The following is a 15,732-nucleotide window of genomic DNA, read 5'->3' as shown; positions in this document are numbered from 1 at the left end:
CGGTGGGGGTACGGGCCGTACCCGTGTGTCAGGTGGTGACGGACTGGCGGCGCTCCGCCGCGTACGCCATGGCGTGTTGGACCACGCCGATGAGGACCTCCTTGACGGACTCCCGGTCGCGGGCGTCGCACAGGAACAGCGGCACGTGTCCGTCGAGGTCGAGTGCCTGGCGCACATCGTCCTCCGGGTAACGGGACGCTCCCTCGAAGCAGTTGACGCCGACGAGGAAGGGTATGGAACGCCGCTCGAAGTAGTCGACTGCGGCGAAGGAGTCCTCCAGGCGACGGGTGTCCGCGAGGACGACGGCGCCGAGCGCGCCCTCGGAGAGCTCGTCCCACATGAACCAGAACCGGTCCTGACCGGGCGTGCCGAAGAGATACAGCACCAGGTCCTCGCGCAGGGTGATGCGCCCGAAGTCCATCGCGACGGTGGTGGTGTGCTTGCCCTCCACGCCGCTCGTGTCGTCGACCGGGCGCCCGGCCTCCGTGAGCAGTTCCTCGGTGCGCAGCGGCCTGATCTCGCTGACCGCGCCGACGAGAGTCGTCTTGCCCACGCCGAATCCGCCGGCCACCAGGATCTTGAGCGTGACGGGCTCGACCGGGGGTTTGCCACGCTCAGAACGCCCGAAGATCATCGATCTCTTCTCCTGCTTGATGGGGGTCGAGAGACGGTGGACCGTAGCCTCCGCCGCCTGGGGTTTCGACGACGAGTACGTCGCCGGGGACGACGTCCGTCGCATCACTTGCGCTCAGTGCGCTGACCGTACCGTCCGCGCGCTCGACACGGTTGGCGCCCAGCGCACCGGGTTCACCGCCCGCCATGCCGTACGGCGGCACCCTGCGGTGCTGGGAGAGGGTGGAGACGGTCATCGGCTCGTGGAACCGGATACGGCGCACCGCTCCGTCGCCGCCGCGCCAGCGTCCGGCGCCGCCGCTGTCACGCCGCACGGCGAACTCGTCGAGCTGGACGGGCAGTCGCCACTCCAGGACCTCCGGGTCGGTGAGCCGTGAGTTGGTCATATGGGTCTGGACGACAGGCGCGCCGGGGAAGCCGTCGCCCGCTCCGGATCCGGAGGCGACGGTCTCGTAGTACTGGTGCCGCTCGTTGCCGAAGGTCACGTTGTTCATGGTGCCGGAGCCCTCGGCCTGGACACCGAGCGCGGCATAGAGCGCGCCGGTGATCGCCTGGGAGGTTTCGACGTTGCCCGCGACAACGGCGGCAGGCGGCTCGGGCGCGAGCATCGAGCCGGGCGGTACGACGATGTCGAGGGGGCGCAGACAGCCGTCGTTGAGCGGGATGTCGTCGGCGACGAGGGTGCGGAAGACGTACAGCACAGCCGCGTTGACGACCGCGAAGGGGGCATTGAAGTTGGAGGACAGCTGGGGTGACGTCCCGGTGAAGTCGACCGTCGCGGAACGGTTCTCGCGGTCGACGCGCACGCTGACCCGGATGACGGCACCCGAGTCGGTCTCGTATGCGTACTCGCCGTCGTCCAGCGAGTCGATGACACGGCGTACGGCTTCCTCGGCATTGTCCTGAACGTGCTTCATATACGCCTGGACGGCATCGAGGCCGAAGTTGTCGATCATCCGGGCGACTTCGTCGACGCCTTTCTGGTTGGCGGCGATCTGGGCGCGCAGGTCGGCGAGGTTGGTCTTCGGGTTGCGGGAGGGGTGGGGCGCCTCAGTGAGGAGGCGGAGGGTCTCGGCCTCGCGGAAGTGGCCGTTCTCGGCGAGCAGCCAGTTGTCGAAGAGGATGCCTTCCTCGTCGATGGTGCGGCTGTTCGCGGGCATGGAGCCGGGCGCGATACCGCCGATCTCGGCGTGGTGACCGCGGGAGGCGACGTAGAACAGGATCCGGCTACTTTCCGTGTCCTCGGTGTCCTCTGTGTTCTCGGTGTCGAAGACCGGGGTGATCACGGTGACGTCGGGGAGATGGGTGCCGCCGTGGTACGGGTCGTTGACGGCGTAGGTGTCGCCGGGCCGCATCCCTGAGCCGCGCCGCCGGATGACCTCCTTGACGCTGGTGCCCATCGAGCCCAGGTGGACGGGGATGTGGGGGGCGTTGGCCACCAGGTTTCCGTCCGGGTCGAAGAGGGCGCAGGAGAAGTCCAGGCGCTCTTTGATGTTGACGGACTGGGCGGTGGACTCCAGCCGGGCGCCCATCTGTTCGGCGATCGACATGAAGAGGTTGTTGAAGACCTCAAGCAGAACGGGGTCGGCTTGCGTACCGAGATCGGAACTCTGCGTAATCGCCGCGCGTTCCATGACCAGATGCCCGTCGTCGGTCGTCGCGGCCCGCCAGCCGTCGTCGACGACGGTCGTCGCACTGGCCTCGGTGATGATCGCCGGGCCGGTGACGGTTTCGCCGGGGGGCAGGTCCTCACGGCGGTGGAGGGGTACGTCGCGCCAGGCGCCGTCCGTGTGGAGGCGGACGGTCTCCGGTGCGGTGGAGCGGCCTTCAGGGGCGGCTTCGAACGGGGCGAGAGCGGAGAGATCGGGGGGTTCGGTGATGCCGGTGGCTTCTACGGAGAGGGCTTCCACGACGACCGGGCGGTCGAGCGTGAAGGAGTACGTGGCGCGATGACGTTCTTCGAAGACGTGCAGCATGGTGTCGGGCTCGGCGAACTCGACGGTGAGGGGCGTGTCCGTGCCGTCGTAGCGGAGCTGGGCGCGGCGGGTGACGCGGATGCGGTCCTCGGGGACGTCCTCGGCGAGGAGTTCGGCGCGGGCGGCGCCCTCCAGGTCGTCGGCGGTCTTGAGGACGGCGGGCATCGAGGCGGGCTCCAGGGGTGCCTCGACGGACTGTTCACGCATGGCGGTGGTGTCGGCCAGCCCGATACCGAGCGCGGAGAGGACACCGGCCATGGGCGGCACCAGGACGGTACGGATGCCGAGCGAGTCGGCGACCATGCACGCGTGCTGGCCTCCCGCGCCACCGAAGGTGGTGAGGGCGTAGCGGGTGACGTCGTGGCCCTTCTGGACGGAGATCCGCTTGACCGCGTTGGCGATATTGGTAACGGCGATCTGCAGGTAGCCCTCGGCCACCTGTTCCGGCGTGCGCTCGTCGCCGGTCTGCTCTCGGATCTCGCGGGTGAGAGCGGCGAACCGGTCGCGGACGAGCGCGGCGTCGAGTGGCTGATCGCCGTCGGAACCGAACACCTTGGGAAAATGGGCGGGTTGGATACGGCCGAGCATGACGTTGGCGTCGGTGACGGCAAGCGGGCCGCCACCCCGGTAGGAGGCGGGACCCGGGTCCGCTCCCGCCGAGTCCGGCCCTACGCGGTAGCGGGAGCCGTCGAAGTGGAGGACCGAGCCTCCGCCGGCCGCGACGGTGTGGATGTCCAGCATGGGCGCCCGCAGCCGGACGCCGGCGATCTGTGTGGTGAAGACGCGTTCGTACTCGCCCGCGAAGTGGGAGACGTCGGTGGAGGTGCCACCCATGTCGAAGCCGATGACGCGTTCGAAGCCGGCCAGCTGCGACATGCGGGCCATGCCGACGATGCCGCCGGCGGGCCCGGAGAGGATGGCGTCCTTGCCGCGGAACTGCCCGGCTTCCGCGAGCCCGCCGTTGGACTGCATGAACATCAGCCGCACGCCTTCGAGTTCGTCGGCGACGTGCTGGACGTAGCGGCGCAGCACCGGGGACAGGTAGGCGTCGACGACTGCGGTGTCCCCCCGGGGGACGAGCTTCATCAGTGGGCTGACCTCGCTGGACAGCGAGATCTGCGGGAAGCCGATTCGGGCGGCCAACTCACCCACGGCCTGTTCATGGGCAGGGTGGAGGTGGCTGTGCATGCAGACCACGGCAATCGCCCGGATCCCGTCGTCGTACGCCTCCTGAAGGGGCCCGGCGAGGGAGTCCAGGTCGGGCGCGCGCAGGACGGTGCCGTCGGCGGCGATGCGCTCGTCGACCTCGACGACGCGTTCGTAGAGCAGTTCCGGAAGTTCGATGCGGCGGGCGAAGATGCGGGGGCGGTTCTGGTAGGCGATGCGCAGGGCGTCGCGGAAGCCCCGGGTGATGACCAGGAGGGTGCGCTCGCCCTTGCGTTCCAGGAGGGCGTTCGTGGCGACGGTCGTCCCCATCCGGACGGCCTCGACGGGGTCCTGGGAGCCGTCGAGCAGTTCGCGTACGCCGGCGACTGCGGCATCGGCGTAGCGCGCGGGGTTGTCGGACAGCAGCTTGTGCGTGAGGAGCCGGCCGTCGGGGCGCCGCGCGACGATGTCCGTGAAGGTGCCGCCTCGGTCGACCCAGAACTGCCAGCCCGTCGTCACGTCCGTCTCCCCGATCGCGCTGCTCGGAACCGTATCCGCAGCTCGCTGGTGGGCAGGCCGCAGATGGTCGTCGCCGATCGGTCAGATCATATCGGGAGGGCTGCCGCAGTGCCCGGTCCGCACCGGGCGGTGCTGGTCGCGGAGGCTCGTGGGCCCTCTTCCGCGGCCTTCATCGCGTCGGGAGGCACATGGGCTTCAGGGCACGCGTCAGGTTGGGCCGGCTGCCTCCTCTTCAGATCACCGTCGTTCACATGGTGCGATGGCTGCCCAAATGATGAGAAGGTGAGGACGTGTCCCGCGAGCCGTCAGGAGCCAGGAAGATGCGCATGCCGAACACCGGACGGACCCCCGGCGACAGCGAGTCCGCCCAGCCCGCTGAGCCGGGCGGAGCGTCGGGCAAGGTCCAGTCCCTGGAGCGGGCGATCACCCTGCTCCAGGCGACCGCCGACAGCGCGCCGGACGGTGACACGGCCTCGAACCTGGCCGCGCAGTGCGGGCTCAACCGGGCGACGGCGTGGCGGCTGCTGTCCACGCTGGAGCAGTACGGCCTGGTGGAGCGCGATCCCGCCAGCAACCGCTACACCATCGGTTTCACGGTCGCCCGGATGGCATCCGCGGCCGGCTTCGACGGGCTGATCCGCAGGGCGCACGGCACGCTGCGCCGGGTCAGCGAGCAGACCGGCGAGACCGCCAACCTCGCCGTCGTGCAGCAGCTCGGGCTGACGTACGTCGACGAAGTGACCCCGCCCGTCGTCCTGAGCGCCAAGTGGCTGGGACGGCAGGTGCCGCTGCACGCCACGTCGACCGGCAAGGCACTACTGGCCTGGCTGCCCCAAGAGGAGGCCGAGTCGCTGCTCAGCGAGCCGCTGACCGCGTTCACCGACACGACCGTCACCGACCGTGGGCGTCTGTGGGAGGAGTTCGCACGGACACGCGAGCACGGATACAGCGTCTGCGCGGGTGAGATGGAGCGGAATCTGTACGGGGTGTCCGCGCCGGTGCTCAGCAGCCGCGGCCGGCCGTTCGCCGTGGTCAGCATCTGGGGGCCGCAGGACCGGGTGAACGAGGCGCGGTTCGCGGATCTGGGGGCTCTGGCGCGGGCGGCGGCGGAGGAGATCGCGGCGGCTGCGCGCACGTAGGGCCGGGGCAGGCACCCTTGACGTGGCTGCCCGAGACAGCGCACGTTCGTATTCATATTCCGCGATGACTGCTCGTGATGTGAGCACCGTGGTGGCTCATTGCTCCACCTCAGCCCAGAGAGGAACCAGCGCGACCATGAACCAGGACGTCATCATCACCTGCGCCCTCACCGGCGCCGGCGACACCGTGCGCAAGAGCCCGCATGTCCCCGTCACTCCGGAACAGATCGCCACGTCCGCCGTACAGGCCGCCGAGGCCGGTGCCGCCGCCGTCCACATCCACGTCCGCGACCCCGAGACCGGGGCGCCCTCACGCGATCCACGCCTGTATCGCGAGGTCGTCGAGCGCATCAAGGAGACCGGCACCGACGTCGTCATCAACCTCACCGCAGGCATGGGCGGCGACCTGGTGATCGACCCCGCGGAGCCGCTGAAGTACCTGCCCGGCACCGACCTGGTCGGCGGGCTCGAACGGCTCCCGCACGTCGAGGACCTGCTGCCCGACATCTGCACCCTGGACTGCGGCTCGCTCAACTTCGGCGACGGATCCAACCTCTACGTCTCCACGCCCGACATGCTGCGCACCGGCGCCCGGCGCATCCAGGAGCTGGGCGTGCGGCCGGAGTTGGAGATCTTCGACACCGGGCAGCTGTGGTTCGCCAAGCAGTTGCTCGCCGAGGGGCTGCTCGACGACCCGACCGTGTTCCAGCTGTGCATGGGCATCCCGTGGGGCGCGCCCGCGGATCCCGGCGTCCTTCAGTCGATGGTGAACATGCTGCCGGAGGGCGCCCAGTGGGCCAGCTTCGCGCTCGGACGTATGCAGATGCCGTGGGTGGCGCAGTCGATGCTGCTCGGCGGCCATGTGCGAGTCGGCCTGGAGGACAACCTCCACCTGGGCAAGGGCGTCAAGGCGACCAACGCCCAACTCGTGGAGCGTGCCGTGACGATCGTCGAGGCGCTGGGCGCGCGCGTCGCCACGCCCGACGAGGCACGTCTCAAGCTCGGCCTCAAGCCACGCGGCTGACATCCCCGCCGGGCGCTGTACCGACCGGTGGCACCCCGCAGGGCATCTACCGACAGGTGGCACCCGCAGGGCCCCATACCGACCCCCTGTAACCCACCCAGCCGACTCCCCGCCAAGAAGACCAGAAGGAGCCTGAGTTGACGGAGACGTACACCCCCGCCGACGCCCCCGAGGACGTGCGCCGCGTCGCCTGTGTCGGCGCCGGAGTCATCGGCGGCGGCTGGGCCGCCCACTTCCTCGCCCGCGGTTACGACGTCACGGCCTGGGACCCGGCGCCCGACGCCGAGGCCCGGCTGCGCCGGCTGGTCGAGGCCGCGTGGCCCGCGCTGGAGCAACTGGGCCTCGCCCCGGGTGCGAGCGCCGACCGGCTCACCGTGACCGACACCCTCGAAGAGGCGGTCGCCGAGGCGCAGTTCGTGCAGGAGAGCGCTCCGGAGAAGCTGGGCCTCAAGCGCGAGCTGCTGGCCAAGCTGGACGCGGCGACGCCGCCCGGCGTCATCGTCGCCTCCTCGACCTCCGGCTACCCGATGACGGACATGCAGACCGAGGCCGTCACACCCGGCCGGCTGGTGGTCGGACATCCGTTCAATCCGCCGTACCTCATACCGCTCGTCGAGGTCGTCGGCGGCGAGCGCACGGACGCCGAAGCGGTCAGTTGGGCCGCGCGCTTCTACGAGGAGGCGGGCAAGTCCGTCATCACCATGGACCGCGAGGTCCCCGGCTTCATCGCCAACCGCCTCCAGGAGGCCCTGTGGCGCGAGGCCCTGCACATGGTCGCGGGCGGCGAGGCGACGGTCCGTGAGATCGATCTGTCGATCACCGAGGGGCCTGGCCTGCGCTGGGCGGTGATGGGTCCGATGCTGACCTTCGCGCTCGCGGGCGGTGAGGGTGGAATGGCCCATATGCTCGACCACTTCGGGCCGTCCCTGAAGTCCCCGTGGACCCGCCTGGAAGCCCCCGAGCTGGACAAGGCGCTCTACGACGCGGTGGTGGCCGGCTGCGACGACGCCGCCGAGGGCCGTACGATCGCCGATCTCGTCGCCGAACGCGACCGGGGCGTCATCGACGTCCTGCGCGCCACCGGCCGACTGCCCCGGACCGGTGCCGAATGAGTCTGCCGCTGTTCCGGGAAACGGTGCGCCCCGAGTGGATCGACTACAACGGGCATATGAGCGAGGCGTATTACGTCCTCGTCTTCGGCTTCGCGACGGACGCGCTGATGGAGCGTACGGGGCTGGACTCCGCGTACCGCAAGCGCACCGGCTGCTCGCTGTACACGGTCGAGGCGCACGTCCGTTATCTGCGGGACGTATCGGAGGGCGCCCAACTCGCCGTACACACGCGCGTGCTGGGAGCGGCCGGGAAGAAGGCGCGGTTCACGCACGAGATGTACGTCGTGGAAGGGCCGCGAGCGGAGCCCGACCCGGTCGCCACGACTGAGCTGCTGATGCTGCACGTCGATCAGGGGGCGGGGCGCGCCGTCCCGTTCCCGCCCGAAGTCCGCGAGCGCCTCACGGCGCTCGCGGAGGAGCCGCCCGGATGGGCGGGACGGTCGATCGAACCGGTGGTCACAACGCCCGGAGCCCGTTGATCACATCACGCAGGATGCTCTCGTCCGGCAGCTCCGCCGGAGGTACCGGACGATTCACGTGGACGAGTTCCCCGTCCACGAGGTCGCCGATGAGGACGCGTACGACGCCGATGGGGAGGTCGAGTTCGGCGGCGAGCTCGGCGACCGACTGCGGAGTGTCCCGGCACAGACCGACGATGTCCACGTGCTCCGGGGACAGCGTGTGGTCCGCGTCTGAGTCCTCCGCGTCGGGTTCCGTGACGACCACCGCGATCAGGTCCAGGCGGTGCTGGCCCGCATGGCTGGTGCGGCCGCGCGTCATGGCGTACGGACGGACCACCGGTCCGGCCTCGTCGTCGAACCAGTGGCTTCTTCCCTGACCGTCTCCGCTCATGTCATTCTCACTACCCGCCCGCAGGCAGATCGGTGCGTGGTGCGGCCCCCAGATGTACACCGACCCGCTTCACCAGGAGCGTCATCTCGTACGCGACCTGGCCGACATCGGAATCGGCGTCCGCCAGGACGGCGAGGCAGCTGCCGTCACCGGCTGCCGTGACGAACAGGAAGGCCTCGTCCAGCTCGACGACCGTCTGCCGAACGCTGCCCGCCTCGAAGTGCCGGCCCACGCCCTTGGCGAGGCTGTGGAATCCGGAGGCGACGGCGGCCAGGTGCTCGCTGTCCTCCCGGGTCAGGTCTTTGGACGCCCCCGTCGCAAGTCCGTCGCCGGAGAGCACGACGGCCTTGCGGATGCTCGCGACACGGTCCACCAGGTCGTCCAGGAGCCAGTTCAGCTCGCCCGTCCTGCCGGTGTCGCCGTCGCCGTTCGCCTTCGGTGCGGTCATCGACCGTCCCCCTTAGTCGTTCGTTGTGGTGCTGTGCCGCTGGGCGAGTCATCGCCCTCGGCGTTCTCACTGCGGCCGCGCTGCCAGCCGCGCTGGAGCGAGGCCATCCGGCTGCGTACCTCGTCGGCGTCCCGTTCGGCGGGCTCGGCCCGCTGCTCGGTGCGCTGCTCGGCAGCCCGTTTGAGCTGCGGGGCCAGGTTGGCCTGCCGGACCCGGCGGGGCAGGGGCGCCGTACGCGAGCCGGTGGTCGGTGCGGCGGCGCCGTCCTGACCGGGCTCGGGTCCGGCCCCCGGTCCGGGTTCCGCTCTGCGCTCAGGTCTGGTCTCCGGTCCGGTCTCCAGTCTGCCCTCGTGCCTGGCCTCCTGTCCGGTTTCCTCTCGGCCTTCGTGCCTGGCCTCCTGACCCGCCGACGCGATGGCGGCGCGGCGGGTGCGCTTCGGGAGGGCCGGTGCCGTGTCCGAGGATTCCTCGCTCTCGCGCCGGGGCCGCTGCTCGGTGACCGGACGCCCGTGCGAGCTGACCAGCTTGGGAGCGCCGCGGCGAGGCAGCGGGACCGGAGCGCCGCGACGGTCGTCCGCGTCGGGTCGGCCCGACTGGTGCGGTTCGCCGGGCAGGCCCGCGGGGGCGGGGCCGCGCGGGCGGAAGATGCCGCCGCGTTCGCCGTCCTCGTCGTCGAGTGTGCCCGGGAAGTCGTTCAGGGCATCCAGGTCGACAGGGGCTTCCAGTTCGACCGGCCCGTTCAGGAGGGCAGGCGGCAGACCCGGGAGCTGCACGGGCACCTGGGAGAGCGCCGAGCGCCGGCTCTCCTCCAGCTCGGCCTCCTTCGAGGGCCGGTCCCGGTCGAGGCGGAAGCCGATGCCGTTGGTATCGGGGACGTCGTCCGTCAACAGCGCGTCGGGGATGAAGACGACCGCGGTGGTGCCGCCGTACGGGGAGGGCTGGAGGGAGACACGGACGTTCTGCCGCTGGGCGAGCCGGCTGACCACGAACAGGCCGAGCCGGTCGGTGTCGGACAGCTCGAACTCGGGTGTCTCGGCGAGCCGGAGGTTGGCATCCAGCAGCGCGTCGGCGGCCATACCGAGACCGCGGTCGTGGATCTCGAGGGTGAAGCCGTTGGCGACGCGCTCGCCGAGAACCTGGACGGCGGTGTGCGGCGGGGAGAACACCGTGGCGTTCTCCAGGAGTTCGGCGACGAGATGGGTGAGGTCCGCGACGGCCGGGCCGGTGACGGCGACCCTGGGCAGTCGGCGGACCTCGATGCGCTCGTAGTCCTCCACCTCGGCGACGGCGGCGCGTACGACGTCCATGAGCTGGACGGGCTTGCGCCACTGCCGGGAGGGGGCGGCGCCGGAGAGGATCACCAGGCCCTCGGCGTGCCTGCGCATACGGGTGGTGAGGTGGTCGAGCCGGAAGAGGTCGGCGAGTTCCTCGGTGTCCTCGGTCCTGCGCTCCATGGTGTCGAGCAGGGTGAGCTGCTTGTGCAGCAGGACCTGGCTGCGCCGGGCGAGGTTCACGAAGACCTCGGAGACGCCGGCACGGAGTTCGGCCTGTTTGACGGCGGCCTCGACGGCGGCGCGCTGGAGGGTGTTGAGGGCCTGGCCGACCTCGCCCATCTCGTTCCTGTCGAACTCCAGGCGGGGGACCTCGGTCTCGACGTCGACCTGTTCGCCGGCGGACAGGCGGCGCATCACGCTCGGCAGCCGGACGCCGGACGCCTCGTGCGCCTCCAGGCGCAGTTGCCGCAGATCGCGGATGAGGCCGCGGCCGATGCGCACGGACAGGACGAGCGAGAACAGGAGCGCGATCAGGCCGAGGACACCGGCGACGGCGGCCTGGGCGATGACGCCGATCGCGACCGGGCGTACGCGGTCCTGATAGCGGTCGTTCGCCTGGTCGTTGAGGGTGCCGAGTTCGTCCAGCACATCGCCGGCGGCGGTGTCCCAGGTCTGTGCGGTGACATCGCTCGGGGTGCCGTCGAGGGAGGAGCTGGCGGATTCCTCTGCGACGCGCAACGGGGCGCTGGCGGCGTTCTTCCAGAAGCGCTCGTAGCGGTCGCGGTCCGAAGAGGGCAGCAGCGGCAGGTTGACGTCGTACATCAGCGTGCGCTGGGCCACGAGGTCGGAGATGTCACGTGCCTCGCCGCGGGTGATCCTGCCGACGATCAGCGCGGAGCCGAGGAGGGCGTCCTCGCGGGAGAGCAGTTCGCGGGCCCGGGCAAGGTTGATGAGGGCGCGGTACTGCTTGTCCAGTTCCAGGTCGTCCACGACGTGGAGGTTGATGAGCAGGACGTAACAGGGGTCGACCAGCCGGTTGTACAGATCGAGGGCCTGGGCGCGGTTGACGGTGCCGTCCTCGACGCTGCGGCGCAGCGACTGGATGCCGTCGAGGGCCTCCAGGACGGCCGTCAGCCGCTCGCCCGTGGCCTGCCCCACCGCGTCGCGTACGTCCGCGTCCTCGGCGTTCCCACGGATCTCGGCGACGGCCTCGTCGGTGGCGGCCCTGCTGCGGCGCAGCGCGGCGAGCCCGTCGGAGGCGCGCGGGTCGGCGAGGTAGACGAGGGTCTGGCGGCGTTCCTGCTGGAGGACCCGGACGGTGTCCTCGGCCGGGTAGCCGATGTTCTCCACGACCTCGGACACGTTGAACAGCTGGCCCGCCTCACGCCCGGTGAGTACCGTGGCGAAGCCCCAGATAGCCGTCAGTGACACCAGCGGCACGAGAAGCAGCGCCACGATCTTCCGGCGGATGGACTTCCCGCGAAAGCGCATGGCCTCCCCCAGCTCGACCCCCGCCGGCCGGGGGTACACATGTACGTCAACAAACGGCGCGAGCCTACTACTGACGCATAGGTAACTCGAAGACCCGTCCGGAAGCTGAACGTCCACAACGATGGCGGGTCGTGGGGAGTTGTCCGGCCATTACGGGAGATTGCCGCCCTCGATCCCACGGTCTCCGCGGTGAACATTCCGGTCGATTACCGCGCCGGTTGGCTGGAATTTTACGGTAGTTGGGAATCTTCGAGGCGGGCCGTTCGTCCTACTGACGGGAATTGGGGGCGGAATCGGCCACAGGAGCCGCATCCCGCACCCGGGCGGCGTAAAACAGCGCAAGCCGGGCACCCACTGGGGAGCCGTGTCTTCGGACACGGGCGAGCGGGTGTGACCGGCGGTGGGGAGTGACACGTTGATGGGCACGGCGGAGCGGCGCGAGGCGCCCGGTGACGGCAATGCGGCGCAGGCGACGGCACAACGGATCCCCGAGGCACGGGATCGCGGCATTCCGGCAACCGACCGGGACACGACGGACGGTCGGGACGCTGCGGCGGCCGACGCCGGGGCGGCGGTACGGGTGAGCGTGGCGAAGGGCGGTGCGGGCGCAGTGATACAGGAGCGCGTCGCGGAGGCCGGTGCGGGTACGGACACGAAGACGCGGGAGCGTGCCCCGGAAACCGGTGTTCGCGAGAGTGTGCAGGAGCAGCCGAATTACCGGCAGTTGTGGGTCGAGGAGCCCACGCAGCGGCGTCGGATGCCGGATCCGGTGCGTACGGCGGCGGTGCGGGCGGTGCTCGTCATCGCCGTGACGCTGATCCAGGCGATGGTGGCCTTCCTGTGCACGCTGGCCGGATCGTGGCTGGCGTTCCCCATGGTGCTCAGCAGCGTGGCCAGCACGGTGGTGGCCACATGGGGCGCACTGGACGTCTGGGTGACCCGTCAGGTGTGGAACCAGCGCAACGGCGTGGTGTCCATACCCAGCAGCACCGCGCGGGCCCTACGGCGCGAGCGACGCAGGGCCAGGCGGCAGGAGCGGAACGCCGAGCGCGCCCAGGAGCGGATACGGAGTCGGGGTGGCGCCGGTCAGCTGTCTCACTCCTGAGCCGGCGCCCGGCCAGCTGCCGTGCTCCTGAACCGGCGCCCGGTCAGCGGCCGTGCTCCTGAACCGGCGATGGCGAGCTGCGACACTCCTCAGCCGCCGATGGTGAGCCGCGCCACTGCTGAACTGGCGATGGTGAGCCGCATCACTCCCGAGCCGGCGACGGTCAGAGCGCGGCCGGCTGTGGCCGGTTCTCCCCTCGTGCGCCGCGTACGAGTTCCCGTCGCGCCCGCATGAAGGGGCGCGGCCGGTCCACGGAGAGCACCGCGGTCGCATGGCCGTCCCGCTCGTACAGCGCCAGGAAGCCGCCCTCGGCCGGTGCGCCGTCGGCCAGTTCGCCCTCGGCGAGCCGGACCGTGTCCCCGTCCTGACGCCGGCCGGCGAACTGGATGCGTGCGCCGTACTGGTCCGACCAGAAGTACGGCACGGACCGCACGCTCTGCACGGTGCGTCCGGCGAGCAGGTTGGCCACGGCGACCTTGGGCTGCTCCGTCGCGGACGTCCAGTGCTCGGCGCGGGATCCGCCGACGCGGGCGACATCGCCGACGGCGACCACCTGCGGCAGCGCGGTCGCACAGCCGTCGTCGCACAGGACGCCGTCGTGCAGGGCGAGCGTCGAGCCCGCCAGCCAGCCCGTGTTGGGGACGGCGCCGATGCCGACGATCACGACATCGGCGGGCAGGGTACGGCCGTCGGAGAGCTCCACGCCGGTGACCGAGACGGTGCCGTGCAGCCCGGCCACACCGGTGCCGGTGACCAGGTCGACGCCGCCACGCCGGTGCAGCGTGGCGCACACGGAGGCCATCTCGGCGCCGAGTTGGGGCACGAGCGGCAGCGGGGCGGCCTCGACGACGGTGACGGTGTGGCCGAGGCCGGCGCACGAGGACGCGGTCTCGGCACCGATGAAGCCGCCGCCGATGACGACGACTCGGCGTGGGCCGCGGCTGAGTTCGGCACGCAGGGCACGGGCGTCGTCGAGGGTGCGCAGGGTGTGCACCCCGGCGAGGGTGTCGCCCGGGAGGCGGCGGGCCGAGGCGCCGGTGGCGATGACGACACCGTCGGTGGACACCGTCCGGCCGCCGTCGAGCAGCACGGTACGGCCGCGGGCGTCGAGCCCTCGGGCACGGACGCCGAGAAGCCACTCGGCGTCGAGTTCGGCGGTCTCCTCGGCGTCGGTGAGGGCGAGTCGGTCCTCGTCGGCACCGCCGGTGAGGAAGTCCTTGGACAGAGGCGGCCGGTCGTACGGGCGGTGGGGCTCGTCACCGACGATCACCAGTCGCCCGTCGAACCCCTGGGCGCGCAGCTCCCGGGCGGCGTACAGCCCGGAGAGCGAGGCACCGACGACGGTCACGGTCCTCATACGGCACGGCTCCTCTCTCCACCCACGGCACCCACGCCCCCCGCCGCCGCGTCCCACCGTGTCAGGGCGTTCATGCGGCGGTGCCCTCCTCCACGGCGATATGGACATGGACCACGCCGTCGTCGACGGTGACGCTGTGCGTGCGCACGGCGCGCCGGGCCGGGAGGCAGGTCGGTTGGCCGGTACGGAGATCGAATGAAGCGGCGTGCAGCGGGCATTCGACCAGGCAACCCTCCAACCAGCCCTCGGAGAGTGAGGCGTCCTGGTGGGTGCAGGTGTCGTCGATGGCGTACAACTCGCCGTCTTCGGTGTGGAACACGGCGATGGGCGGTGACGTCTCAAGACGGACGGACTCGCCCTCGGGGATGTCTTCGAGGCGGCAGACGGGAATCACGGGCCCCCCTCTCGGTCCGGGACACTGAGGTCCGGACCGACTTGGTCCAGGCAGGTAGGGAGTGCGGACCTTCGTTGGTCCGACAGTCAGGAGGTCAGCGGTGCCGGACCCTCGGGGGGTCCGGACAGTTCGGACCCCTTCCGGGGACCGGACGCTTCGGTAACATGAAGTTTCGTATGGCGCACGAGCAAGCGCTATGCGCAACAGAATCCGGGCGGGACGACCGTCACGTCAAGGGTTTCCCGCAGATGCGGTCCAAACAGGGCCGCAAGGTGGTGAGAGTTCAGCCATGACCCGCACGCAGAAGCAGTCCGACCGTACCGAGGAGACCGCCGGGAGCGCCGACATCACTGAGAAGCAGAGCGGCCGGGGCGGGGCGGGCGGCGTGCAGTCGGTGGACCGCGCCGTGAGCGTGCTGGAGATCCTCGCCCGGCACGGCGAGGTGGGCGTCACCGAGATCGCCGACGAGCTGGACGTACACAAGTCCACCGCGTTCCGGCTGCTCGGCGTCCTGGAGAACCGCGGCCTGGTGGCCCAGGCGAAGGACCGCGGCAAGTACTACCTGGGCGCCGGCGTACTGCGCCTCGCGGGGGCGGCGGCAGTGCGTCTGGACGTCTCGCAGGAGGGCGTTCCGGTCTGCCGGGATCTCGCCGACGAGCTGGGCGAGACGGTCAACATCGCGGTCCTGGACGAGGACGCGGCGGTCAACATCATGCAGGCCCGCGGCACCGCGTCCGTGACGGCCCAGAACTGGCTGGGCCGCCGCACACCGCTGCACGCCACGTCGAGCGGCAAGGTGCTGCTCGCGCACCTGCCGCTCACCCTGCGCGAGGGCCTGCTGGCCCGCTCGCTCCCGCGTTTCACGGAGCGCACGATCACCGGCACGTCCGCACTGCGCGGCGAGCTGGAGGCCGCGGTCGAGCAGGGGTTCTGCGTGGCCGTCGAGGAGCTGGAGCTGGGCCTGGCTGCCGCGGCCGCCCCGATCCGGGCGCACGACGGCAAGGTGATCGCGGCGATCAGCGTGTCGGGTCCGGTGTACCGGCTGAGCAGCGATCGGCTGCCGGAGCTGGCCAAGCGGACGGTGGCGGCGGGGGCCGACCTGTCCCGTCGTATGGGATACGGCTTCTGACGGAGCCCGCGTAGACGATCGAGGCAGGGCGGGACCAGGAGACTCCTGGTCCCGCCCTGCTGTGTGTCCGGCAGATTTCGTCCGGCCAGTTCCTTTTGCCAAGGATTAACCCTCACCTCTTGACGGCCCCCTG

General features: G+C 70.6%; 13 protein-coding genes. 6 read left to right on the top strand and 7 right to left on the bottom strand.

Annotated elements, in window-relative coordinates:
* Window positions 1–28: 28 nt before the first annotated feature.
* Entirely contained in the window at window positions 29–634 is a 606-nt protein-coding gene (locus tag KCH87_RS35975; RefSeq protein ID WP_210592050.1) for an ATP/GTP-binding protein, read from the bottom strand.
* Window positions 615–4,274: a hydantoinase B/oxoprolinase family protein gene (locus tag KCH87_RS35970; protein ID WP_210592049.1), complete on the bottom strand. Its 3,660-nt coding sequence runs from the start codon at window positions 4,272–4,274 to the stop codon at window positions 615–617. The genes KCH87_RS35975 and KCH87_RS35970 overlap by 20 nt, the downstream gene beginning before the upstream one ends.
* A 320-nt stretch (window positions 4,275–4,594) precedes the next feature.
* On the opposite strand from KCH87_RS35970, the gene KCH87_RS35965 reads away from it, so the two are divergent.
* From KCH87_RS35965 to KCH87_RS35950, 4 genes are all read left to right on the top strand, one after another.
* Window positions 4,595–5,413 (top strand): IclR family transcriptional regulator, encoded by an 819-nt coding sequence (locus KCH87_RS35965; RefSeq protein WP_247197302.1) that lies wholly within the window; start codon window positions 4,595–4,597, stop codon window positions 5,411–5,413.
* Window positions 5,414–5,549: 136 nt separating this feature from the next.
* Window positions 5,550–6,437, top strand: a complete 888-nt coding sequence (locus KCH87_RS35960; protein ID WP_210592048.1) for a 3-keto-5-aminohexanoate cleavage protein — start codon at window positions 5,550–5,552, stop codon at window positions 6,435–6,437.
* A gap of 137 nt (window positions 6,438–6,574) precedes the next feature.
* Window positions 6,575–7,549, top strand: coding sequence for a 3-hydroxyacyl-CoA dehydrogenase NAD-binding domain-containing protein (locus tag KCH87_RS35955; RefSeq protein WP_210592047.1), 975 nt, complete (start codon window positions 6,575–6,577; stop codon window positions 7,547–7,549).
* Window positions 7,546–8,028, top strand: coding sequence for a thioesterase family protein (locus KCH87_RS35950; protein WP_210592046.1), 483 nt, complete (start codon window positions 7,546–7,548; stop codon window positions 8,026–8,028). Before KCH87_RS35955 ends, KCH87_RS35950 begins: the two co-directional genes overlap by 4 nt.
* On the opposite strand, the gene KCH87_RS35945 is transcribed toward KCH87_RS35950, so the two are convergent.
* Genes KCH87_RS35945 through KCH87_RS35935 form a run of 3 tightly spaced genes read right to left on the bottom strand, consistent with a single transcriptional unit; the run spans window position 8,006 to window position 11,614 of the window.
* Window positions 8,006–8,401 carry a DUF742 domain-containing protein gene (locus KCH87_RS35945; RefSeq protein ID WP_210592045.1) on the bottom strand — a complete coding sequence of 132 codons (396 nt, stop codon included), beginning with the start codon at window positions 8,399–8,401 and terminating at the stop codon, window positions 8,006–8,008. The two genes, KCH87_RS35950 and KCH87_RS35945, sit on opposite strands and share 23 nt — an antisense overlap.
* 10 nt (window positions 8,402–8,411) lie before the next feature.
* Window positions 8,412–8,849: a roadblock/LC7 domain-containing protein gene (locus KCH87_RS35940; RefSeq protein ID WP_210592044.1), complete on the bottom strand. Its 438-nt coding sequence runs from the start codon at window positions 8,847–8,849 to the stop codon at window positions 8,412–8,414.
* Window positions 8,846–11,614 (bottom strand): nitrate- and nitrite sensing domain-containing protein, encoded by a 2,769-nt coding sequence (locus KCH87_RS35935; protein ID WP_210592043.1) that lies wholly within the window; start codon window positions 11,612–11,614, stop codon window positions 8,846–8,848. Before KCH87_RS35935 ends, KCH87_RS35940 begins: the two co-directional genes overlap by 4 nt.
* Window positions 11,615–12,032: 418 nt before the next feature.
* Here KCH87_RS35935 and KCH87_RS35930 point away from each other — a divergent pair, with 418 nt between their 5' ends.
* Window positions 12,033–12,719, top strand: a complete 687-nt coding sequence (locus KCH87_RS35930) for a hypothetical protein (protein WP_210592042.1) — start codon at window positions 12,033–12,035, stop codon at window positions 12,717–12,719.
* A gap of 163 nt (window positions 12,720–12,882) precedes the next feature.
* Here the strand turns inward: KCH87_RS35930 and KCH87_RS35925 are convergent, their stop codons facing one another.
* Together KCH87_RS35925 and KCH87_RS35920 are read right to left on the bottom strand one after the other, a co-directional pair.
* A complete protein-coding gene (locus KCH87_RS35925; protein WP_210592041.1) occupies window positions 12,883–14,076 on the bottom strand; it encodes an NAD(P)/FAD-dependent oxidoreductase in 1,194 nt (397 codons plus the stop codon).
* A 70-nt stretch (window positions 14,077–14,146) separates the two neighbouring features.
* Complete coding sequence (locus KCH87_RS35920) at window positions 14,147–14,470, bottom strand: bifunctional 3-phenylpropionate/cinnamic acid dioxygenase ferredoxin subunit (RefSeq protein ID WP_210592040.1); 324 nt, start codon at window positions 14,468–14,470, stop codon at window positions 14,147–14,149.
* A 289-nt stretch (window positions 14,471–14,759) separates the two neighbouring features.
* On the opposite strand from KCH87_RS35920, the gene KCH87_RS35915 reads away from it, so the two are divergent.
* Complete coding sequence (locus KCH87_RS35915) at window positions 14,760–15,599, top strand: IclR family transcriptional regulator (protein WP_210592039.1); 840 nt, start codon at window positions 14,760–14,762, stop codon at window positions 15,597–15,599.
* Window positions 15,600–15,732: the final 133 nt, after the last annotated feature.

The organism is Streptomyces sp. GESEQ-35 (assembly GCF_017948485.1).
Lineage (GTDB): Bacteria > Actinomycetota > Actinomycetes > Streptomycetales > Streptomycetaceae > Streptomyces.
Note: the sequence above shows the minus strand (reverse complement) of the source record. Positions and strands in the feature narration are given on the sequence as shown.